General features: G+C 70.4%; 21 protein-coding genes. 9 read left to right on the forward strand and 12 right to left on the reverse strand.

Translation table 11 applies throughout. From position 1 onward, the window contains the following. Positions 1–19 precede the first annotated feature (19 nt). Together xseA and HJC40_RS21715 are read left to right on the forward strand one after the other, a co-directional pair. Positions 20–1,258 (forward strand): exodeoxyribonuclease VII large subunit, encoded by a 1,239-nt coding sequence (gene xseA / locus HJC40_RS21710; protein WP_250003108.1) that lies wholly within the window; start codon positions 20–22, stop codon positions 1,256–1,258. A 109-nt stretch (positions 1,259–1,367) separates the two neighbouring features. After that, positions 1,368–1,571: an exodeoxyribonuclease VII small subunit gene (locus HJC40_RS21715; protein ID WP_250003109.1), complete on the forward strand. Its 204-nt coding sequence runs from the start codon at positions 1,368–1,370 to the stop codon at positions 1,569–1,571. 17 nt (positions 1,572–1,588) lie between these two features. On the opposite strand, the gene HJC40_RS21720 is transcribed toward HJC40_RS21715, so the two are convergent. Beyond that, positions 1,589–2,206: a DUF4245 domain-containing protein gene (locus HJC40_RS21720; RefSeq protein ID WP_250003110.1), complete on the reverse strand. Its 618-nt coding sequence runs from the start codon at positions 2,204–2,206 to the stop codon at positions 1,589–1,591. Positions 2,207–2,307: 101 nt separating this feature from the next. Here HJC40_RS21720 and glpX point away from each other — a divergent pair, with 101 nt between their 5' ends. Both glpX and HJC40_RS21730 read left to right on the forward strand, forming a co-directional pair. Continuing rightward, on the forward strand, positions 2,308–3,351 hold the full coding sequence (glpX, locus tag HJC40_RS21725; RefSeq protein ID WP_250003111.1) for a class II fructose-bisphosphatase: 1,044 nt from the start codon (positions 2,308–2,310) through the stop codon (positions 3,349–3,351). 63 nt (positions 3,352–3,414) lie between these two features. Further along, positions 3,415–4,065 (forward strand): rhomboid family intramembrane serine protease, encoded by a 651-nt coding sequence (locus HJC40_RS21730; protein WP_250003112.1) that lies wholly within the window; start codon positions 3,415–3,417, stop codon positions 4,063–4,065. 10 nt (positions 4,066–4,075) lie between these two features. On the opposite strand, the gene HJC40_RS21735 is transcribed toward HJC40_RS21730, so the two are convergent. The 3 genes from HJC40_RS21735 to HJC40_RS21745 all read right to left on the reverse strand — a co-directional run bounded on the left by HJC40_RS21735 (position 4,076) and on the right by HJC40_RS21745 (position 7,403). Continuing rightward, positions 4,076–4,849: a trypsin-like serine protease gene (locus tag HJC40_RS21735; RefSeq protein ID WP_250003113.1), complete on the reverse strand. Its 774-nt coding sequence runs from the start codon at positions 4,847–4,849 to the stop codon at positions 4,076–4,078. Between the two features lie 68 nt (positions 4,850–4,917). Beyond that, the gene (locus tag HJC40_RS21740; RefSeq protein ID WP_250003114.1) at positions 4,918–5,667 is read right to left on the reverse strand and encodes a lytic transglycosylase domain-containing protein; all 750 of its coding nucleotides are present in this window, start codon (positions 5,665–5,667) and stop codon (positions 4,918–4,920) included. A 326-nt stretch (positions 5,668–5,993) separates the two neighbouring features. Further along, the gene (locus HJC40_RS21745) at positions 5,994–7,403 is read right to left on the reverse strand and encodes a PhoH family protein (RefSeq protein ID WP_250003115.1); all 1,410 of its coding nucleotides are present in this window, start codon (positions 7,401–7,403) and stop codon (positions 5,994–5,996) included. Between the two features lie 271 nt (positions 7,404–7,674). On the opposite strand from HJC40_RS21745, the gene otsB reads away from it, so the two are divergent. Next, positions 7,675–8,481, forward strand: coding sequence for a trehalose-phosphatase (gene otsB / locus HJC40_RS21750; RefSeq protein WP_250003116.1), 807 nt, complete (start codon positions 7,675–7,677; stop codon positions 8,479–8,481). A 69-nt stretch (positions 8,482–8,550) separates the two neighbouring features. Here otsB and HJC40_RS21755 read toward each other — a convergent pair whose 3' ends face one another. Genes HJC40_RS21755 through HJC40_RS21770 form a run of 4 tightly spaced genes read right to left on the reverse strand, consistent with a single transcriptional unit; the run spans position 8,551 to position 13,299 of the window. After that, positions 8,551–9,333: an isoprenyl transferase gene (locus HJC40_RS21755; RefSeq protein WP_250003117.1), complete on the reverse strand. Its 783-nt coding sequence runs from the start codon at positions 9,331–9,333 to the stop codon at positions 8,551–8,553. 32 nt (positions 9,334–9,365) lie between these two features. Next, on the reverse strand, positions 9,366–10,508 hold the full coding sequence (locus HJC40_RS21760; protein ID WP_250003118.1) for an NAD(P)/FAD-dependent oxidoreductase: 1,143 nt from the start codon (positions 10,506–10,508) through the stop codon (positions 9,366–9,368). Between the two features lie 38 nt (positions 10,509–10,546). Then, on the reverse strand, positions 10,547–11,467 hold the full coding sequence (locus HJC40_RS21765) for a hypothetical protein (protein ID WP_374272389.1): 921 nt from the start codon (positions 11,465–11,467) through the stop codon (positions 10,547–10,549). A gap of 20 nt (positions 11,468–11,487) precedes the next feature. Continuing rightward, the gene (locus HJC40_RS21770; protein ID WP_250003440.1) at positions 11,488–13,299 is read right to left on the reverse strand and encodes a phosphoenolpyruvate carboxykinase (GTP); all 1,812 of its coding nucleotides are present in this window, start codon (positions 13,297–13,299) and stop codon (positions 11,488–11,490) included. A gap of 343 nt (positions 13,300–13,642) precedes the next feature. Here HJC40_RS21770 and HJC40_RS21775 point away from each other — a divergent pair, with 343 nt between their 5' ends. From HJC40_RS21775 to HJC40_RS21785, 3 genes are read left to right on the forward strand one after another with little or no spacing between them, the layout of a single operon-like run. After that, positions 13,643–14,419, forward strand: a complete 777-nt coding sequence (locus tag HJC40_RS21775) for a sigma-70 family RNA polymerase sigma factor (protein ID WP_250003120.1) — start codon at positions 13,643–13,645, stop codon at positions 14,417–14,419. Next, a complete protein-coding gene (locus tag HJC40_RS21780; protein WP_284043529.1) occupies positions 14,400–15,011 on the forward strand; it encodes a GtrA family protein in 612 nt (203 codons plus the stop codon). The genes HJC40_RS21775 and HJC40_RS21780 overlap by 20 nt, the downstream gene beginning before the upstream one ends. Before the next feature lie 27 nt (positions 15,012–15,038). Continuing rightward, complete coding sequence (locus HJC40_RS21785; RefSeq protein WP_250003123.1) at positions 15,039–15,581, forward strand: GtrA family protein; 543 nt, start codon at positions 15,039–15,041, stop codon at positions 15,579–15,581. A 40-nt stretch (positions 15,582–15,621) separates the two neighbouring features. On the opposite strand, the gene HJC40_RS21790 is transcribed toward HJC40_RS21785, so the two are convergent. The 3 genes from HJC40_RS21790 to HJC40_RS21800 are packed head-to-tail and all read right to left on the reverse strand — an operon-like array spanning position 15,622 to position 18,230. After that, positions 15,622–16,188, reverse strand: a complete 567-nt coding sequence (locus HJC40_RS21790) for a PH domain-containing protein (RefSeq protein ID WP_250003126.1) — start codon at positions 16,186–16,188, stop codon at positions 15,622–15,624. Between the two features lie 4 nt (positions 16,189–16,192). After that, a complete protein-coding gene (locus tag HJC40_RS21795) occupies positions 16,193–17,044 on the reverse strand; it encodes a biotin--[acetyl-CoA-carboxylase] ligase (RefSeq protein ID WP_250003128.1) in 852 nt (283 codons plus the stop codon). A gap of 16 nt (positions 17,045–17,060) precedes the next feature. Next, positions 17,061–18,230 (reverse strand): hypothetical protein, encoded by a 1,170-nt coding sequence (locus tag HJC40_RS21800; protein ID WP_250003130.1) that lies wholly within the window; start codon positions 18,228–18,230, stop codon positions 17,061–17,063. Between the two features lie 156 nt (positions 18,231–18,386). On the opposite strand from HJC40_RS21800, the gene HJC40_RS21805 reads away from it, so the two are divergent. Then, positions 18,387–19,970, forward strand: coding sequence for an acyl-CoA carboxylase subunit beta (locus HJC40_RS21805; protein ID WP_250003441.1), 1,584 nt, complete (start codon positions 18,387–18,389; stop codon positions 19,968–19,970). Between the two features lie 8 nt (positions 19,971–19,978). Here the strand turns inward: HJC40_RS21805 and HJC40_RS21810 are convergent, their stop codons facing one another. Continuing rightward, on the reverse strand, positions 19,979–20,641 hold the full coding sequence (locus tag HJC40_RS21810; protein ID WP_250003131.1) for a M50 family metallopeptidase: 663 nt from the start codon (positions 20,639–20,641) through the stop codon (positions 19,979–19,981). Positions 20,642–20,661: the final 20 nt, after the last annotated feature.

Genomic DNA, 20,661 nt, shown 5'->3' on the forward strand with positions numbered 1-20,661 from the left:
GCTTCCGTAGTCTGGCCGGGTGAGTGAGCCAGAGCCGAGCGCGGCGCCCCCGAAAAGCTCCGCCGAGGAGCCCTGGCCGGTCCGCGTCGTCAGCCAGAAGATCGGCTCCTGGATAGCCAAGCTCGGGTGGGTCTGGGTCGACGGTCAGGTCGCCCAGATCAGCCGCCGGCCGGGCTCCACCGTGGTTTTCCTGACCCTGCGCGACCCGTCGGCCGACCTCAGCCTCACCGTGACCGCCCACCGCGACGTGCTCGACGCGGGAGCCCCCGAGCTGGCCGAGGGCGCCCGGGTCACGCTGCACGCCAAGCCCGAGTTCTACCCCGCCCGCGGCACGCTGAGCCTGCGCGCCGACGAGATCCGCCAGGTTGGGCTGGGCGAGTTGCTGGCCCGGCTCGAAAGGCTGAAAAAGCTGCTCGCGGCCGAGGGGTTGTTCGCCCGCGAGCGCAAACGGCGGCTCCCGTTCCTGCCGCGGCGCATCGGCCTGATCACCGGCCGGGCCAGCGCGGCCGAGCGCGACGTGCTGATGAACACGCGCCGCCGCTGGCCCTCGGTCGACTTCCGGGTGGTCAACGTCCCGGTGCAGGGGCCGACCGCGGTCCCGCAGATCATCGACGCGCTCAAGGTGCTCGACAACGACGACACCATCGACGTCATCGTGATCGCCCGGGGCGGTGGCAGCGTCGAGGATCTGCTGCCCTTCTCCGACGAGGCGCTCTGCCGCGCGGTCTTCGGCACGCGGACGCCGGTGGTCAGCGCGATCGGTCACGAGACCGACGCGCCGCTGCTCGACTACGTGGCCGACGTGCGGGCCTCCACGCCGACCGACGCGGCCAAGCGGCTCGTGCCCGACCTGGGTGAGGAGACGCAGCTCATCGAGGTGGCCCGCCGCCGGCTCGAGCGCGCCGTCCTCACGCTGGTCGAACGCGAGACCCATCGCCTCGAGTCGTGGCGGTCCCGGCCCTCGCTGGCCCGTCCCGAGCTGCTCGTCGACCAGCGCGCCGCCGACGTGACCGCGCTGCGCGACCGGGCGGTGCGCAGCCTCGACCACCGCCTGCGCCGCGCCGACGACGAGCTCCGCCACACGGTGGCCCGGCTGCGCGCGCTCTCCCCGGCCGCGACGCTGCAGCGGGGGTACGCGATCGTGCAGCGCTCCGACGGCCATGTCGTGCGGGCCGCCGACGAGGTCAAGGCCGACGACGTCCTCCGGTTGCGGCTCGCCGAGGGCGAGCTCCGCGCGGAGGTCCGGGACGACGGGTGAGCAGTGCCGAGGCTGTGATGAGGATGAGCTCTGATGAGGACGAGGCTGTGGTGAGGATGAGGTTGTGGTGACCAAGCGCAGTGCGCCGACCAGCGGTACCGGAGATGCAGTGACCGACGAGAAGTTGAGCTACGAGCAGGCGCGCACCGAGCTGGCCGGGGTCGTCGAGCGGCTGGAGCAGGGCGGCACCTCGCTGGAGGAGTCGCTGGCCCTGTGGGAACGCGGCGAGAAACTGGCCGACGTCTGCCAGCACTGGCTCGACGGCGCCCGCGAGCGCATCGAAACCGCGCGCGCCGCCCGCTCGGAGGGTTAGGGCTCGAAGGTCAGGACCTAGCGCAGGGCGCCGGCCAGGGCTTCGAGGTTGTCGGTGTCGGTCTTGCCGACGATGACGACCGTGCGGGTCTGGTCGGCCAGCACGAGCGCCCGCTCCCCCGGGCGGCCGTCGTAGAGCCGCCACACGCCGCTCGGGGCGCGGAAGTCGCCGAGCGGTTTGGCGTCCTGGGTGAGCTCCAGCGGCAGCAGCGTCGACGAGGGCACGCTGCTCTGCACGAGCTGGATCGGGTCCTTGTCGGGGTCGACGTAGCCGAGCCGCAGCGTCGCGCCGTTCTCGGCCCGGCGGAAGGTCGCGCTCGACGCGTGCCAGTCGTCGCCCAGGCCCTGCGGCACCAGCACGGTGAAGGCCTTCGCCTGCTGGGCCTCCTGGATCGTGGGCGCCGGGTCGACCGCGACCGGCTTGTCGCCGTCCAGCACGAGGCGGTAGAAGGTCAGCAGCAGCGCGATCGGGATCAGCAGGACAGCCAGCGACATCACCATGTCCCGGGGCGACCGCTCCTGACCACGCGCGAGCCGCACCGGCTCCTGCGGCTCGCCGGGAGCGGCCGGGGCGGTGGAAGCGGTCGAGGCGGCGGAGGTGGTCGGCGAGGGAGCGTCGGGCGATGCGGGTTCCACCTACCCATTGTTAACCATGTCGCTGAGTCGAGACTTCGCGCGTCCGCGCATGTGAGGATCGGTGCACCCACGAAGCCCCGCAACGTCGCGAGGAGGCGCCCATGCCCGCACGGGTCCCGCAGGATCTCGACCGCAACATCGCCCTCGATCTGGTCCGTGTCACCGAGGCCGCCGCCATGGCGGCCGGCCGCTGGGTCGGGCGCGGCGACAAGAACGGCGGGGACGGCGCCGCCGTCGACGCCATGCGCAAGCTGATCAACTCGATCCAGATGCGCGGCACGGTGGTGATCGGCGAGGGCGAGAAGGACGAGGCGCCCATGCTCTTCAACGGGGAGCGGGTCGGCGACGGCACCGGGCCCGAGGTCGATGTGGCCGTGGACCCGATCGACGGCACGACGTTGATGAGCAAGGGCATGCCCGGCGCCGTGGCGGTGCTGGCCGTGGCCGAGCGCGGCGCGATGTTCGACCCGAGCGCCGTCTTCTACATGGAGAAGATCGCCGTCGGCCCGGACTGCGCCGACGTGATCGACATCAACGCCGGCACGGCCGAGAACCTGCGCCGCATCGCCAAGGCCAAGCGGTCCAGCATCTCCGACGTGACCGTCTGCATCCTCGACCGGCCGCGGCACGCGACCCTGGTCGAGGAGGTGCGTCAGGCCGGCGCCAACATCAAGTTCATCACCGACGGGGACATCGCCGGAGCCATCTCGGCGGCCCGGCTCGAATCCGACGTGGACGTCCTGATGGGGGTGGGCGGCACGCCCGAGGGCATCACCGCGGCCTGCGCGCTCAAGTGCCTGGGCGGCATGATCCAGGCCAAACTGTGGCCGCAGGACGCCGCCGAGCGCGAGAAGGCCCTGGCCGCCGGTCACGACCTCGACCGCGTGCTCACCACCGACGACCTGGTCACCGGGGACAACTGCTTCTTCGTGGCCACCGGGGTGACCTCGGGCGACCTGCTCAAGGGCGTGCGTTACCGCTCCGGCGGCGCGCACACCCAGTCGATGGTCATGCGGTCCAAGAGCGGCACGATCCGGGTGATCGATTCGTACCACCGGCTCGAGAAACTGGCCCTCTACTCGGCCATCGACTTCGACGGCCACCTGCCGACCGTACCGCTGGGTGACGGTGACCCGGTTATCTGAGACTTACCTGTTGGCAGGGCCCGCCCATTGGCGGGCCTTGCTGTTGCCTGGAACTATCGAAAGATGAGTTACGGGGCGCAAGCTCGCGCGGACGCTGAGGCGAAGTTCGGCACGGACGCTTTCTACGCGTCCCTCGGCCGGGCGTTCGTGACCATGTGCGCCGTCATTCCGGTGCTGTTCCTCGTCGAGGCGATCGACGTGGGCATCGGCTCGGGCCAGCTCGACGTGGCCGGTGGCATCATCCCGCGCCGGGTCGAGGGCCTCGACGGCGTGCTGTTCAGCCCGTTCCTGCACGCGGGATGGGAACACCTCTACGGCAACGCCGTGCCGCTCATCCTGGTCGGCACGTTCGCCCTGGCCGGCGGCACCAAACGGTTCATCTGGTCGACGTTCGTGATCATCCTGGTGAGCGGACTGGGCGTCTGGTTCGTCGGCGACCCCAACAGCGTCGTCGTCGGCGCCAGCGGTGTCGTCTTCGGCTATCTCGGCCTGCTGCTCACCCGCGGCCTGGTCGAGCGCTCGTGGTGGAACCTCGGCGTGGCCGCGTTCATCGGCCTGCTGTATTGGTACCAGCTCTACAACATCCTGCCGACCGACCAGCCGATCTCCTGGCAGGGGCACCTGCTGGGCCTGGTGGGCGGCGCGATCGCGGCGATCATCTTCCGTCGCAAGCGGATCCGGCCGGCGGCCACCGACACGACGTTCAATTTCTGAGCGCCGGTCCTCACCGCAGTTTCCGGACGGCGGCCCTGATCGCCGGACGGAAGGTGGACAGCTGGGTGTAGACGCCGGGGTAACCGTCGCGCGCGCAACCCAGCCCCCAGCTCACGATCCCGACCTGCACCCATTCCCCGCGCCGGCCGTGGCCGATCATCGGTCCGCCGCTGTCGCCCTGACAGGCGTCTGCGGTGGTCGACCCGGCACAGAGGTGCTCCTCGGGCACGAGGGTCACTCCGGCCTTCTGGTACGCCGCCGCGCATTTCGCATCCGGCACGATCGGCACAGTCGCGTAGTGCAGCCGCTCCTCCTGCTGGATCGAGGCCTCCTGGGTCTGCCCCCAGCCCATCACCACGAACGCCCCCGCACCGATCGGGTCCTGGGCGAGCGGCAGGGTCGGCAGCCGCAGCGGCTTGTCGAGACGGACGACCGCCCAGTCGTCGCCGCGCGTCTCGTCGACGAAGCCCTCGGCGCGGATCACCCGTTCGGACCGGGCGGTCTGGGCCCGCCGGGACTTCAGGTCGGTCACTCCGGCGGTGACCTGGATGCTCTCGTTCTTGCCGGTGCCGTCGACGCAATGCCCGGCGGTCAGCACGACCCGAGGTTCGATCAGGGTCCCGCCGCAGCCCATCGAGAGCCGTACCGCCCAGGGGAACTTGCCCTGCGGCGCCACCAGCCCGCCGACGACGTCACGGGCCGGCCGCACGAGGCTGCCGGCCTGGGCGGATTGCGAGCTCAGCAGGACAGCCACCAGAGCCAGCATCGTGGCTTTTCGGACCATACGGACATTTGATCACAGCGAAACGGGCCGCACGGTTAGCCGCGCGGCCCGTCACAACGCTTGTCTACTTAGTACCAGCCCACGTCCTGCGAGTGGCCCCACGCGCTGCACGGGGTGTTGTAGCGACCCTCGATGTAGCCGAGGCCCCACTCGATCTGCGTGGCCGGGTTGGTCTTCCAGTCACTGCCGGCCGACTTCATCTTGCTGCCCGGCAGGGCCTGGGGGATGCCGTACGCGCCCGAGCTGGGGTTGGTGGCCTTCTTGTTCCAGCCACTCTCCTTGTCCCACAGCTTCTCGAGGCAGGGGAACTGGGAGATCTTGAAGCCCGCGTCGAGCATCATCGAACAGCCGATAGCCCTGTTCCCGCTGTACTCACTGCAGGAGGCGGGGATGTCGCCGGTGTACGCCGGGGAGGAGTCCGAGCTCGAACCCGATTCCGAGTCCGCCTCCTCCTCCTTCTCCTTGGCCTTTTCTTCCTGGGCCTTCTTCGCGGCGGCCTCGGCGGCGGCCTTCTTCTGCGCGATCACCTTCTGCTCGGCCTGGTGCGCCTTGGTGGCGGCGGCCTTCGCGGTGGTGGCGGCTTCGGCGGCAGCGTCGACGGTGGCCTCACGCTGGAACGCGCGGGCGGCGGCGTGCTCGGACTGACGTTGCTTCAGCAGCTGCGAGTTGTCGACGGCGACCTGCGCGACGACGCTCGCTTCGGCGCTCCGCTGCTGGACTTCCCGGTCCTGTCCGAGGTAGATGCCGGTGGCCGCACCCGCGACAAGCAGGCTGACCGAGGCAACTCGTACTCCGACCCGGCTCCAGAGCCGATTCACGAAGTTTCCCTTCGTCGGGGGCAAGGACGCGGCACGTCCGCCACCAGGGGAAATGGTGGTGGAACACGCCGCGAGCGCCGCAGCCCCGAGGGGCCGCGACACCGATCACCCTCGATCGGCGGCCGGCTCGACGTCGATCTCCGACGACGATGACGACGCATGGCGCTCGTCAGACACCATGGCTCACCGTGAAGTGGATGTGAAACGACGACGCCGTCTTGTGAACTTGCTCACAACAAATTCGCGCTCAAAACGGGTGAAAGGGCCCGGAATTCGTGTCACTCCGGAGGGGAATCCGCGATCACGTCGCGGATTCCCCTCGTTACTCAGAGTGGAATCTCCTCGAGGAGGTCGGTGACCACTTCGGCGATCGGAGACCGCTCGGAACGGGTCAGCGTCACATGGGCGAAGATCGGGTGGCCCTTGAGCGCCTCGATCACCGCCGTGACACCGTCGTGCCGGCCGACGCGCAGGTTGTCGCGCTGGGCGACGTCGTGGGTGAGGATCACCCGCGAGCCCTGGCCGATGCGCGACAGAACGGTCAGCAGCACGTTGCGTTCCAGCGACTGCGCCTCGTCGACGATCACGAAAGCGTCGTGCAGACTGCGACCGCGGATGTGGGTCAGCGGAAGCACCTCGAGCAGCCCGCGGGCCATGACCTCCTCGACGACGTTGGCGTGCGCCACGGCGCCCAGCGTGTCGAAGACGGCCTGGGCCCACGGCGACATCTTCTCGTTCTCGCTGCCGGGCAGATAACCGAGCTCCTGCCCACCGACGGCGTAGAGCGGGCGGAACACGATGACCTTCTTGTGGCGGTTGCGTTCCATGGTGGCCTCGAGCCCCGCGCAGAGCGCGAGCGCCGACTTGCCCGTGCCGGCCCGGCCGCCCAGCGAGACGATGCCGATCGACTCGTCGAGCAGGAGGTCGAGGGCGATCCGTTGCTCAGCCGAACGGCCGCGGAGACCGAACGCCTCACGGTCGCCGCGAACCAGTCGTACGGTCTTGTCGGGGTTGACCCGCGCGAGCGCCGACCCCCGCGGCGAGTGCACCACGAGGCCCGTGTGGCAGGGCAGGTTCTCCACCTCGTCGAGCTCCAGCTCCTCGCCGCTGTAGAGCGCGCTGACCGCGTCCTCGCCGAGCTTCAGGTCGGCCATGCCCGTCCAGGTCGGGTCGCTGGCCTGGCCGTGGCGGTACTCGTCGGCGGTGAGCCCGACCGACGCGGCCTTGACCCGCAGCGGCATGTCCTTGCTGACCAGCGTGACCTCGCGTCCGTCGGCGGCCAGCCCGAGGGCGACCGAGAGGATGCGAGTGTCGTTCGAGTCGTTGCGGAAGCCCTGCGGCAGCACGCTCTGATCCGCGTGGTTGAGCTCGACCTGGAGCGTGCCGCCCTCGTCGTTGCAGAGGACGGGCTGGTCGAGACGGCCGAACTTGATCCGCAGATCGTCGAGGAAACGCAACGACTGCCGGGCGAACCACCCCAGCTCGGGATGGTGACGCTTGCCCTCCAACTCGGAGATGACCACGAGGGGAATGACCACCTCATGATCGGTGAAGCGGCGGAACGCCGCCGGGTCGGACAGCAGAACCGAGGTGTCCAGAACGAAAACACGGCCCGTCGGGGCCGGTTCCGCGTCCGCGTGCCTGTCTCGGGACTGGCGTCCCGGGCGCGCTGTCTTCGTGGAGACTTCGGCAGCCGGGTCGCGGGCGACGTCGGCGTCTGATCGGCGAGATGTCACAGGCCTGCTCCAGCGGCGGGCGTGCAACCCGGTACGCCCGCGGTCCGCCACCTCCGGCGCCCGTCTCTCATGCACGGGGTCGGATTGCGGGGCCCCGTGGCGCACTTGTCGCAGGTCCGGGCCGGCCGGCTGGCTCGGGATGACCCCGTGCCATGACCCAAACGCTAGCGGTCAACTGCGCGGCGCGGTAGTACGCAAAAACGGGTGACGGACGACGTCCAGGCAAATTTCTCTCGCATGAAACGTCACCTCAGGCGGGTAATCTGACGACGTGGCACAGACTCCGCGTCCGACCCATCCTCTGAGCATCGACGAGGCCTGGGCGTTCACCGCAGCCAACGCCGCGGCGACCACCTTCTTCTTCGACTTCGACGGCGTGCTCTCACCCGTCACCGACGACCCCGACGCCTCACAACCGGCGCCGGCCGTCCCCGGTGTGCTGGAACGACTCGCCGAGGTCGTCCAGCGGGTCGCCATCGTGTCGGCCCGCCCGGTCAGCTTCCTGCGCTCGCGTTTCTCGTCACTCGAGCGTGTCGACCTCTACGGCCTCTACGGCCTCGAGGTGTGGCACGAGGGCGAGGTCGTCACCGAGCCGGCCGCGCTGCCCTGGGTGCCCGCGATGGCCGACCTGGCCGAGCGGGCCAAGGCCGAGCTGCCCGCGCCGGTCCTGGTCGAATACAAGCGCCTCTCCGTGGCCCTGCACTACCGCACAGCGCCGCAGGAGGCGCTCGCGGTCGAGCGCTGGGCCCACGAGCAGGCCGAGAGCGTCGGCCTGCGCACCCAGGCCGGCCGCATGGTGGTCGAGCTCAAGCCGCCGGTCGACCAGGACAAGGGCATGGTCATCACCGAGGGCGTCCGCGACGCCGGCTGCGCCTGGTATTTCGGGGACGACATGTCCGACATCAAGGCGTTCGACGCGCTGCGGGCCCGCGAGGCGGTCGACCCGTCGTTCTTCGGGGTCGCGGTCGCCGTGGCCAACCCCGAGACCGGCGCCGAGGTGTCCAGCGCGGCCGACCTCACCCTCGAGTCGCCCGAGGCCGTCGTCCAGTTCCTGACGGCCGGGCTTACCAGGTTCTAGCGTCTCGGGGCGGCAACTGCCGATGTGGCCGGCACCGAGGTGCCGGCCCTGGGCGCCGGGTCTTGGTGCTCAGGCGCCGTAACGGCGCTGCCGGTTGCCGTACGACCGCAGCGCCCGCAGGAAGTCGATGCGGCGGAAATCGGGCCAGTTGGCGTCGTGGAAATAGAACTCCGAGTGCGCCGACTGCCACAGCAGGAAACCGGAGAGCCGCTGCTCGCCGCTCGTGCGGATGACCAGGTCGGGGTCCGGCTGGCCGCGGGTGTAGAGGTGCTCGGCGATGTGCTCGACGTCGAGGATCTCGGCCATCTCCTCGATCGTGCGCCCGTTGGCCGCCTGCTCGTGCAGCAGGGAACGCACAGCGTCGGTGATCTCGCGCCGGCCGCCGTAGCCCACCGCCATGTTGACCTCGACGCCGAGCGTACGGTCGCGGGTCTTCTCCTGGGCCGCCTTGAGCGCGACGGCCGTCGGCCCCGGCAGCAGGTCGAGCGCGCCGACCATGCGCAGCCGCCACGGGTTGCCGTCCTCGGCCAGCTCGGTGGCGAGATCCTCGATGATCTTCAGGAGCGGGTCGAGCTCGGCCGACGGGCGGCGCAGGTTGTCGGTGGCCAGCAGATAGAGCGTGACGTGCTTGATGCCGGCCTGGTCGCACCAGGTCAGCAGCTCCTTGACGCGGGCCGCGCCGACGCGGTGACCGTCGTTGGGGTCGACGAAACCCATCTCCCGAGCCCACCGGCGGTTGCCGTCACACATGACGCCGACGTGCTGAGGCACGGGCTTGCCGGCCAGCTTGCCGGCCAGCCGACGTTCATACACGCGGTAGAACGGAGTGGAAATCAACGACCGCAGACTCATCGCTTGAAACCCTAGCCCTCATCGGTAGCGACTCAAGGGTCGGCCGGGTGACGCTGACCCAACCGGGCGGCGATACGACCGATCGTGCGAAGGTCGAAAACCCCGTCACCGAGGCCGAGCTCCACCATCCGGTCGAAGACCTCCCCATCTCGGGCAGCCGCGCCCACCGCGGCGTCGACCACCCACGGCTGCCTGGTCAGCCGGGTGGCGAAGCCGGAGTGCCGCAGGTGCCGGCCGAGCCGGTGACGCAGAGCACGGCCGTACCGTTCGGCGACCCGCTCGGGACCGGCCGCGGCCGCCTCGCCGGCCAGCGCCCCGGAGAGGACAGCGTAGAAGATGCCCTCCCCCGTGAACGGGTTGATCAGCGAGAGCGCGTCGCCGGTGAGCAGTACCCGGCCCCGTGCGGGTGGCGGCCGGCGCGTCGACAACGGCAGGTGGTGCCCGCGCACGCCGGTCGGCTCGCCGCCGTCCAGCAGCGCGTCGAGGCGTTCCGACAGGTACGCCCGGGAGAGCGGCACACCGCGCAGGACCTCCCCGTAGCCGACGTTCGCGGTGCCGTCGCCCAGCGGGAACTCCCAGGCATAGGCGGGCCAGCGCTGCCGGGTCGTCACGATGACCTGCTCGGTCGTGTTCGTGGTGGGCGCGTACCCCCGGATGGCGACAGCCAGGTGTCCGGGCGGATTGACCGGGTGGCCCAGGGCCCGCCGCACCACCGAGCCGGCGCCGTCGGCCCCGATGACCACACCGGCCCGGAAACGACCGTCGATCGTGATGCCGTCCCCGGCCGCGCGCACCGACCGTACGGTGTGTTTGCGCAGGTCGGCCCCGGCCGCGACGGCGGCGCGGACCAACCGCTCGTCGAAGACCCGCCGGGGCACGGTGTACGCCGCCCGGGGCAGCGGGCGGGCGACCGCCGAGCCGCCCGGACCGACCAGCCGGAGCCGCTCGATGGCCGGGTAGCCGTCGGTGACCCCGGCCACGCCCAGTCCACGCAGGACGGTCACCGCCTCGGCCGCGATGCCGTCGCCGCAGACCTTGTCGCGCGGGAAGTCGGACCGGTCGAGCAGCAGGACGCGCGCCCCGGTCCGGCAGGCCGCCAGCGCCGCCGCCGCTCCGGCCGGCCCGGCGCCGACAATCGCAACATCAAAATCTCGCAAGCCGGCGCGCCCTTCCATCCCTAGCCCCCACCCGCCTCGGGGCTTGGGGGCTGAACTTACGCGGTGTCAACACCGCGAGCCGAGTTGTCCACAGGAGCGCGCGGACGCTGGGCGGCGCCGTCCACATCCTCGGCCGGGCGCCCGTCGAGCCTGGCCGCTCGGTACAGCGCATACCAGGTCAGCACCGCCGCGGCCAGCAGCGGAGCGCCGTCGCGGATCAGGCCGTCGACGCCCAGCAGGAAGTAGCAGAGCGGCAGGTCCCAGGCCAGCACGAAGACGGTGAGCCAGCCGAGATAGCGCCGGGCGCCCGCCTTGCCGCGCAGCAGGAAGAACGTGCCCAGCAGCACCGCGTAGCTGACCCCGATGCCCAGCCCCAGCCAGATCAGCACCGCGAGCAACCACTCCGGACGGTCGCGCAGCTGGCCGAACGAGATCAGACAGGGCACGAGCATGAGCGGGCTGTAGGTGAACGCGGCGATGCGGGCGGTCAGCAGCCAGCCGGTCACCGGAGCCCGGCGCGGCGCCGCCTCACGAAGGCTGAGTCCCTCACGGGTCAGCACCAGCTTGGTCGGATGCCGCACCAGGTGTTCGCGGACGACCGGATGGCGGTAGAGCATGACGACCACGGCGACGCACAGCAGGAGCAGCACCGCGAAGCCGAGGACGCCCGGCAACGGGGGCAGTCCGGAGCGCGGCACGACGAGCCGGCCGACCGCGAAGACCGTGGTGACGGCCAGGATCAGGCCCAGCGGCCGGGCGACGGCGCGGTCGCGGCGCACCTGCCGGATCAGCAGCAGCCAGCCCAGCGTGCGCAGCAGGCCCCACCCGGTGCGGACCGCCAGCCCGAAGCCGTGCTCAGGGGCGTACAAGTAGTTGAGGACCTCGACCACGACGGTCGACACGGCCGTGGCAACCAGCAGGGCGGTCAGCACGCGTAACGCGCGGGGTCGCACCGTTTCAGTTGCCACGGCCGGCATTTACCCGGTCGGGGCCCGGCTTACTCGGCCAGACGGGCGCGCAGCGCGTCGAGCTCGGCCCAGAGCACGGCCGGCAGCTTGTCGCCGAACTTCGTGAACCACTCGGTGATCTGCGGAATCTCGGCCAGCCACTCCTCGCGGTCGACCCGGAGGACGGCTTCCAGGTCACGATCGTCCAGGTCGAGACCGGTACGGTCGATCGCGCTCACGGTCGGCACGTGCCCGATCGCTGTCTCGATCGCCTCGCCCCGGCCGTCGAGCCGCTCGGCGATCCACTTGAGGACGCGGCTGTTCTCGCCGAACCCGGGCCACAGGAACCGGTCGTCGTCGCCGCGCCGGAACCAGTTGACGTAGAAGATCCGGGGCAGTTTGCCGGCGTCGCCCGACGCGCCCTTGGCCATGTCGATCCAGTGCTGGAAGTAGTCGCCGGCGTGGTAGCCGATGAACGGCAGCATCGCCATCGGGTCGCGGCGCACGACCCCGACCTGGCCGACCGCGGCCGCCGTGGTCTCGCTCGACAGGGTGGCCCCGAGGTAGACGCCGTGCACCCAGTCGCGCGCCTCGGCGACCAGCGGGACGGTCGTCTTGCGGCGGCCGCCGAACAGGATCGCGTCGATCGGTACGCCCCGCGGGTCGTGATATTCGTCGGCCAGGATCGGGCACTGCTCGATGGGCGTACAGAATCGGCTGTTGGGATGGCTCGACGGGGTCTCCGACTCCGGCGTCCAGTCCTCGCCCCGCCACGACGTGAGGTGGGCCGGCGGCGTGCCCATGCCCTCCCACCAGATGTCCCCGTCGTCGGTCAGGGCCACGTTGGTGAAGACCGAGTTGCCGCGGGCGAGCGTGCGCATCGCGTTGGGGTTGGTGTGGAAGTCGGTGCCGGGGGCCACGCCGAACAGTCCGAACTCGGGGTTGGTGGCCCAGAGACGGCCGTCCTCGCCGAAGCGCATCCAGGCGATGTCGTCGCCGACGGTCTCGACCTTCCAGCCGGGCAGGGTCGGTTCGAGCATGGCCAGGTTGGTCTTGCCGCAGGCCGACGGGAAGGCGCCGGCGAGATAGCGGACCTGCCCTTCGGGGGAGGTGAGCTTCATGATCAGCATGTGCTCGGCCAGCCAGCCCTCGTCGCGGGCGGCCACGCTGGCGATCCGCAGCGCGTAGCACTTCTTGCCCAGCAGCGAGTTGCCGCCGTACCCGGACCCGTACGACCAGATCTCGCGCGTCTCCGGGAAGTGCGAGATGTACTTGGTCTCGTTGCACGGCCAGGCCACATCGTCCTGGCCCGGCTCGATCGGAGCGCCGACCGAATGCAGCGCGGGGACGAAGGCGGCGTCCGTGCCCATCGCCTCGAGCACCGCCGTGCCCATCCGCGTCATGATCCGCATGCTGGCCACGACGTAGGGGCTGTCGGTCAGCTCGACACCGAACATGGGCTCGGGCGCGTCCAGGGGACCCATGCAGAACGGCACGACGTACATCGTGCGGCCGCGCATGCTGCCGCGGTAAAGGTCGGTCATCACCGCCTTCATCTCCGCCGGGTCCATCCAGTTGTTGGTGGGTCCCGCGTCGGCTTCGTCGGCCGAGCAGATGAACGTGCGCTCCTCGACCCGGGCCACGTCGCCGGGGTCGGTGCGCGCCCAGAAGGAGTTCGGCTTCCTGGACGGGTCGAGCCGGGCCAATGCTCCGGACCCGACCAGCGCGTCGGTGAGGGCGGTCCACTCCTCGTCGGAGCCGTCGCACCAGACGACGCGGTCGGGGGTGGTGAGGGCGGCGACCTGATCGATCCAGGCCAAGAGGGTCGGGTGCTCGGTGGGCTGGGTTGATTCGGCGGGCATTGTTTCGGCGGGCTGGGTCAAGACGTTCTCCTTCGGTCGGCACTGACCAATGACCGCAGGGACCGGTGGCGCCGGCCCGGGGGTCTTGAGAGTTGGCTCAGCCTAAGGCGGGAACACATTCAGTTCGTCGGCCGTCGCTGTGGATAACCGCACAATCTTTGGCTCCGCTGCTCGCAAGCGATCGATCCTTCGCCGTACGGCGCAGTTCCGCGCAATCTCGTCGGATTCGGCCGAGCCCTGGGGCTGGGCACGCCCAACTCCCGTCGATTTTCGCAAACCGGACTTAACGTCCTAAGCTGGCTTTCATCGGGCTTTCCTCTTACTCCCGCCGCAGGAGGCAGGAATGACGATCCCGGCCAGTCCGCCGGACGGAAGTCCCGAGCCGCCGGACACCGAGCTGCTGGCGGCCGTCCGGGCCGGCGACACCGCGGCGTACGGGACGCTCTACGAACGGCACCGCGCGGCGGCCCGGCAGCTGGCCTGGGGCCTGACCAACGACCCGGCCGACGTGGACGACCTGGTCGCCGAGACGTTCGCCAAGGTGTTCGCCTCGCTGCGCGCCGGCCGCGGCCCCCTGGTCGCCTTCCGCGCCTACCTGCACACGACCATGCGGCACGTCTGTTACCACCGGGCCCGCAGCGACCGCCGGCTCGAGTTCACCGACGACCTGACCCGGTACGACGAGGGCGAGCCCTACTCCGACCCGGCGCTCGACCGGCTGGAACGGACGTACGCCGCGGCCGCCTTCCGGCAGCTCCCGGAGCGATGGCGTGACGTCCTCTGGCACACCGCCGTCGAGGGCAACACCCCGGCCGAGGTGGCCGGCAAGCTGGGCATGACGCCCAACGCGGTGGCGGTGCTCGCCCATCGGGCCCGGGAGGGTCTGCGCAGCCTCTATCTGCAACAGCACGTGACGACCGCCGACCACCCCGAGTGCCGGTGGGCCGGCGACCGGCTCGGCGTCCACCTCCGCGGACGGCTCGCGCCGCGGGACGGCAACCGGATGCGCGCCCATCTGGGGTGGTGTGCCGATTGCCGGGAGAAAGTGGCCGAGATTGCCGAGATCAACAAGATTCACCCTCCGTACCGGCAGCGTCACCATGCGGGGTCCGGCGGTTAAGACTCGCCAACGGGAACAGCGGTCCGTGACTGCCCCCGGTACTCTCGGGACCGTGCCCGACACCTCAGCGACGCAGCGCTCCGGCCTGCGCACCAGGTTCCGGGCGCTCATCCGTGAGCTCGGCAAGTTCGGCACGGTGGGCGGCATCGCCTTCGCCATCGACATCGTGATCTTCAACGTGCTGCTGCAGGCCGACTTCGAGACGCTGATCGCCAAAACCATCTCGACGGTGGTCGCGACGACCTTCGCCTTCGTCGGCAACCGGTTCTGGACCTGGCGTGATCGGGCCCACACCAACATGGCCCGGCAATACACGGTCTTCTTCGTGTTGAACGCCATAGGCCTGGGCATCGGTCTGGCCTGCCTGGCGATCAGCCACTACGGTCTCGGACAGCTCTCCCCCGTCTTCCAGACCCAGCTCGCGGACAACATCTCGGGCCAGCTGGTCGGCACCGCGGCCGGCTCGCTGTTCCGTTTCTGGTCGTACCGCCGGTTCGTCTTTCCGGCGCCGACCGCGCCGGGCACGCCTTCACGACTGGAGCACAGTGCGACGGGTACCCCACCGTCGTCCCCCGTTCGTGACACGGCGTAACCGCCCCCTCTCCCGTAAGGTTGACCAATGCCCTCAGCTCGTGCGCTGACGGAACACCTGCGCCGTCTTGCCCCGGAAGTGCTGGCGTTCGGCGTCATCGGCGCCGGAAACACGCTGCTCTATCTGGTGATCACCTGGGTCGCGCTGCCCATCGGCGCCGTCAAGGCCAGCATCATCGCCACCGTCGTGACGACCACGCTCGCCTACATCGCCAACCGCTACTGGACATACCGCAACCACAGCCGCACGGCCCTGAAGCGCGAGTACTCCCTGTTCTTCGGCTTCAACCTCATCGGCATGGTCATCCAGTCCGGGGCGATCGCCATCGGCAAGTACGGCTTCGGGCTGACCGAGGAGCGCGACGCGCACGCCTTCATGGCCGTGACCGCGGTCGGCATCGTGGTCGCCACGGTGTTCCGCTTCTGGGCCTACCGCACGTTTGTCTTCCTCAAGCCGCCGGTCGACGGGCACGAGGGCGACCTCACCGAGCTGGACGCGGTGGCCGGGCTGGCCGAGCTGAGCACCGAGGACGAGCCGGGCAGCGTCGCGCAGCTCGACGCCAGGCGCTAGCCATTCGTGGTGGGAGCCCGGCAGCGGTGCGAAACACGCGCTAGTTCTGCCTCTTGAAGAGGCCGCGCCGTTGGACGGGAACCTCCGGCTCTGCCTCTTCTTCGTCCTCGTCGGGGTGTAGCAGGCGATCCTGCTCGATCAGCTCGTAGAGCAGCGTCTGCACCTGCTGGGCGCGCGGCACGGCGTTCAGCACCACGGCCTGCTCGCCGATCGAGTCGACCTTCAGCGTGCCCGTGCCGAACACGCGGTCGAGCACGGACTGGGTCACCACGTGGTCGTTGACCCGGTTGAGCGGCAGGTCACGCCGCTCCCGGGCGATCACGCCGTCCTGCAGCAGGATCCGTTCGCCGGTCAGCACGTAATGGGTGCACCGCCAGATCACCAGCGGCGCCGCCCCGTACCGGATGCCCTGGTAGAGCATGATGGCCGCGACCACCAGGAACGCGATGCGGCCGCCCTCGGTGCCCGGCAACATCACCCAGGCCACGGCGCACACCACCACCGCGAGCAGCACGAGCAGGCCGGGCCGCAGGGCCGTCCGCCAGTGCGGACGCAGGTGGAGGACGACTTCCTCCTCCTCGGCGAGAACTTCCGCGGGGAACGCCACGCGGTCAGCGTACGTGCACCACGTCACCCGCCGAGACGCGATGGTCGGCCCCGTCCACCGTCCGGACGACCAATTGGCCGTCACCGTCGACCCCGGTCGCCTCGCCGGTGAGCGTCTCGCCCGCGGGGAGCATCACCCGCACCTGCTGCCCGATCGTCGCGCAGCCCCGCCGGTAGGCCGCCAGCAGCCCGGACATCTCGGCATCGCCGCCGGCCTCGCGCCAGCCCGCGTACCAGGAAGCGAAGCCGCGCAGCAGCGCCCGCACCAGGGGATCACGATCGGTCACGGCGGCCCCGGCCACGCGCAGCGAGGTGGCGGGCAGCTCGGCGGTCTCCGGCAGCTCCTCGGCGCGGGTCGTCACGTTGAGGCCGATGCCGACCACGACCGCGTCCCCGGACACCTCGGCCAGGATGCCGGCACATTTCCCACCGCTCACCAGCAGGTCGTTGGGCCATTTCAGAGCCGCGTCGACCTCGGCCACCCGCTCGACCGCCTCGCGCAGCGCCACCCCGGCCAGCAGCGGCAGCCAGGCGAAGGAAGCGGCCGGCAGGGCCGCCCAGCCCCGCTCACGGTCGGGCCGCCCCGGTCGCAACAGGACACTCAGCGTGAGCCCGGCCCGGGCCGGGGAGCTCCATTGACGGTCGCGGCGACCCCGGCCGGCCGTCTGCCGCTCGGCCACGACGATCAGACCCTCGGGCTCGCCCCGGACGCCCGCAGCGGCGACATCGGCATTCGTCGAGGCGGTCTCGGCCACGATCTCGACCCGCGACCACAGGCTGCCCGGGGTGACCAGCGCGCGTTCGAGCGAGCGCGGGGACAGCGGAGGTCGGTCGAGATCGGTGAACGGCGAAGCCATCCGCCGAGCGTAGCCGCTATCGGGGTGGCGGCTCGGCGGCGTGACGGCTGACATAGACCCGGGTGCTGCGGTCCGGGGGCTCCACCGAGGGCCGGGGCCGCGGGCGTGGACGGCGGCGGGCGGCGGGCGGCGGGTCCTCGGACGCGGCGGCGAACAGCTGCGTGGTCGGCAACGACTCGTTCTCCAGGCGCCACTCCCGCCTCTCCCGCTTGACCTCGCGCTTGTCGTTGCGGGACGACCAGTTACCGGACTGCCGGGCGCGGCGCTCGTCGGCCAGCGAGGTGACGACCTCGGTGGGCTCGGGCTCGACCGGCAGCAGGTCGAAACCGGTGGCCGGCTCGTAGTCGGGGACCGCGGGCAGGCGCTCGACCGGGGCGGGCCAGCCGTAGCCCTTGGCCGAGGGTTCGGGGTCGGGCTCCAGGTCGACGGGGATGGGGGTCCAGTACTCGCCGGACGGTGGCTCCTCGCGGACCTGCCGGTATTCGGGTCGCACCCAGCCCGCGATGCGGTGGCCGTAGCGATCGCCCGGGTGGGGCGGCTGGTCCATCAGGAGCCCCTGGGGCTCGGGTGGGAGGTCGGGGACCAGCTCGAGGCCGGCCCGCTCGCGGGGTTCGGGCACGTAGTCGTCGGGTTCGGGACCGTACTCGACAGACTCGGGCGCGTAGTCCGCGTAGTCCTCAGCCGGGTACTCCTCGGCGGCGTAATTCTCGACCTGGTAATCCTCGGCGGCGTACTCGTCGGGCTCGTACAGGTCGGGCCCGGCGTCGAAAACGGCGGCTGCGGGCGGGAGCTCGGCCGGCTCGGCCAGGAAATCGCCGGACGGCGGCGCGAGCTCGTCCTCGTACCGGAGCTCCTCCTCGTACCGGAGCTCCTCGCCGACGCCGGGCCGCTCGTCCTCGTCGGCCAGCCCGATCATGGCAAGTCCGAGGTGCGGATCGTCATCGGCCGGCGTGACCACAGCCGGCTCCGGCGCCCGGCCGCGGCGGCGACCGCCCCCGGCCCGGCGCGACTTCGGCTGGATGTCGGCGGCCTCAGCCGTACGAGGACCCGGGGTGGCCTCGAGCGCGCGGGCTTTGCGGCCGGCCCGCCGGCTGCCCCGACCGAACAGCACGGAACGGAAGCAGATCAGGGTGGCGATCCCGCCGGCGATGAGGGCGATCCCGGCCGCGGTCATCCAGTTGGTCACGACACAGGTAACGAATGGGGCATTGAGTGCGAAACGCACCCGTAGCGGCGTGGGGTCGGCCGGTGTCGAGCGGTTCGCTCGGCGAGCCGGTCCCCCTGGCGCACTACGATCATTACTGACGAGTATCCGCGGAGAGCGTGAGGGATCACCGTGACCATCGAGCAGGACGACGCAGTCCAGGCCGACATTCACACCACCGCGGGCAAGCTCGCCGATCTCGCCCGGCGCAACGACGAGGCGGTCCATGCCGGCTCCGCCCGGGCGATCGAGAAACAGCACGCCCGGGGCAAGAAGACCGCCCGCGAGCGCATCGAGATGCTGCTCGACGAGGGCTCGTTCGTGGAGCTCGACGCGCTGGCCCGGCACCGCTCCACCAACTTCGGCCTCGACCGGAACCGCCCGTACGGCGACGGCGTGGTCACCGGCTACGGCACCGTCGACGGCCGGCAGGTCTGCGTGTTCTCCCAGGACTTCACGATCTTCGGCGGCTCGCTCGGCGAGGTCTTCGGCGAGAAGATCGTCAAGGTGCTCGACCTGGCCATGAAGATCGGCTGCCCGATCATCGGGATCAACGACTCGGGCGGCGCCCGCATCCAGGAGGGTGTGGTGGCGCTCGGTCTCTACGCCGACATCTTCTTCCGCAACGTGCGGGCCAGCGGCGTCATCCCGCAGATCTCCCTGATCATGGGCCCGTGCGCGGGCGGCGCGGTCTACTCCCCTGCGATCACCGACTTCACTGTGATGGTCGACCAGACCTCGCACATGTTCATCACCGGCCCCGACGTGATCAAGACGGTGACCGGCGAGGAAGTCGGCATGGAGGAGCTGGGCGGCGCCCGCACCCACAACACCCGCAGCGGCAACGCGCACTACCTGGCCTCGGACGAGGACGACGCGATCGACTACGTGCGCGCGCTGCTGTCCTACCTCCCGTCGAACAACCTGGACGAGCCGGCGGTCTTCTCGTCGCCGGCCGAGCTCTCGCCGTCGACATCGGATCTCGCGCTCGACGCGCTCGTTCCCGACTCGGCCAATCAGCCGTACGACATCAAGACGGTCGTGGAAACGGTGGTCGAGGACTTCCTCGAGGTGCAGCCGCTCTACGCGCAGAACATCGTGGTCGGCTTCGGCCGGGTCGAGGGTCGGCCGGTCGGCGTCGTCGCCAACCAGCCGCTGCACCTCGCGGGCACGCTGGACATCGCGGCGTCGGAGAAGGCGGCCCGCTTCGTGCGCACGTGCGATGCCTTCAACATCCCGGTGGTGACCTTCGTCGACGTCCCGGGTTTCCTGCCCGGCACGTCGCAGGAGTGGGACGGCATCATCCGGCGAGGGGCGAAACTGATCTACGCGTACGCCGAGGCGACCGTCCCCAAGGTGACGGTGATCACGCGGAAGGCCTACGGGGGCGCGTACGACGTGATGGGGTCGAAGCACCTGGGCGCCGACCTCAACTTCGCGTGGCCCACGGCGCAGATCGCGGTGATGGGAGCGCAGGGCGCGGTCAACATCCTGCACCGCGCCGAGCTGGCCGCCGCCGACGACCCCGCGGCGCGGCGCTCCGAGCTGATCCAGGAGTACGAGGACACGCTGGCCAACCCGTACACCGCGGCCGAACGGGGCTATGTGGACGCGGTGATCATGCCGTCGGAGACCCGGGCGCAGATCACGCTGGGTCTGCGCACGCTCCGGACCAAACGCGAGACCCTGCCCCCGAAGAAGCACGGCAACATCCCGCTGTAGAACGCGATTCAGGTCGGCAGGGGGTTGCGCAACAGGAGGACGCCGCCGTAGATCAGCGCGGCCATGGAGCCGAGCCAGAAGAAGGCGACGAAGAACGCGGTGGACAGACCCGTCGCCTTGGCCAGGACACCGGTGTCGGGCTCGCCGCCGCCCTTCCAGACCGAGAACAGCTCCGGGATCTGGCGGGTGCCGCCCATCAGCAGAAACCACACCCAGATGTACGTGAACACGAGCTGCACGTCCTCACTCGCGCGCATCGCGACGGCCCACACCATCGCGCCGGTCAGCGGCACGGCGAGGAACCCGAAGAAGTTGCGCACCATGACGAGCAGCATGGCCATCAGCACGAGGGTCATGAGGAGCACGGACCGCGGGCTGATGTCGTGCACCAGCATCCAGGCCCCGGCCAGTCCGAAGATCGACGGACCGAGGTAGCCGGCCAGCCCGGCGGCCAGGGTCGGGACGAAGCCCCACTTCTCCTGCCGGAACGAGGTGCTGCCGCCACCGCGCTCCACAGTGATCTTCTTGACGAACAGACCGGTGAGCGCGCCGAACATGGCGTGCCCGCCCTCGTGGGCGATGGTGATCGCGTGGGTCGTGAAGCGCCACAGCGGCACGGCGGCCACGAAGGCCAGCACCGCCGTCGTCCACGCCAGCCCCGGACCGTCCATCTCGGGAAGCTATCGCCGCC

Origin of the sequence: Actinoplanes sp. M2I2, from assembly GCF_023544445.1 — a bacterium.
Classification (GTDB): Bacteria; Actinomycetota; Actinomycetes; order Mycobacteriales; family Micromonosporaceae; genus Actinoplanes.

Bases quoted from the DNA above. Each gene is read 5' to 3' on its own strand.
- glpX (WP_250003111.1), top strand. From the start codon at position 2,308: ATGCCCGCACGGGTCCCGCAGGATCTCGACCGCAACATCGCCCTCGAT.
- HJC40_RS21730 (WP_250003112.1), top strand. From the start codon at position 3,415: ATGAGTTACGGGGCGCAAGCTCGCGCGGACGCTGAGGCGAAGTTCGGC.
- HJC40_RS21735 (WP_250003113.1), bottom strand. From the start codon at position 4,849: ATGGTCCGAAAAGCCACGATGCTGGCTCTGGTGGCTGTCCTGCTGAGC.
- HJC40_RS21755 (WP_250003117.1), bottom strand. From the start codon at position 9,333: ATGAGTCTGCGGTCGTTGATTTCCACTCCGTTCTACCGCGTGTATGAA.
- HJC40_RS21760 (WP_250003118.1), bottom strand. From the start codon at position 10,508: ATGGAAGGGCGCGCCGGCTTGCGAGATTTTGATGTTGCGATTGTCGGC.
- HJC40_RS21765 (WP_374272389.1), bottom strand. From the start codon at position 11,467: ATGCCGGCCGTGGCAACTGAAACGGTGCGACCCCGCGCGTTACGCGTG.
- HJC40_RS21770 (WP_250003440.1), bottom strand. From the start codon at position 13,299: ATGCCCGCCGAATCAACCCAGCCCACCGAGCACCCGACCCTCTTGGCC.
- HJC40_RS21775 (WP_250003120.1), top strand. From the start codon at position 13,643: ATGACGATCCCGGCCAGTCCGCCGGACGGAAGTCCCGAGCCGCCGGAC.
- HJC40_RS21780 (WP_284043529.1), top strand. From the start codon at position 14,400: ATGCGGGGTCCGGCGGTTAAGACTCGCCAACGGGAACAGCGGTCCGTG.
- HJC40_RS21785 (WP_250003123.1), top strand. From the start codon at position 15,039: ATGCCCTCAGCTCGTGCGCTGACGGAACACCTGCGCCGTCTTGCCCCG.
- HJC40_RS21795 (WP_250003128.1), bottom strand. From the start codon at position 17,044: ATGGCTTCGCCGTTCACCGATCTCGACCGACCTCCGCTGTCCCCGCGC.
- HJC40_RS21810 (WP_250003131.1), bottom strand. From the start codon at position 20,641: ATGGACGGTCCGGGGCTGGCGTGGACGACGGCGGTGCTGGCCTTCGTG.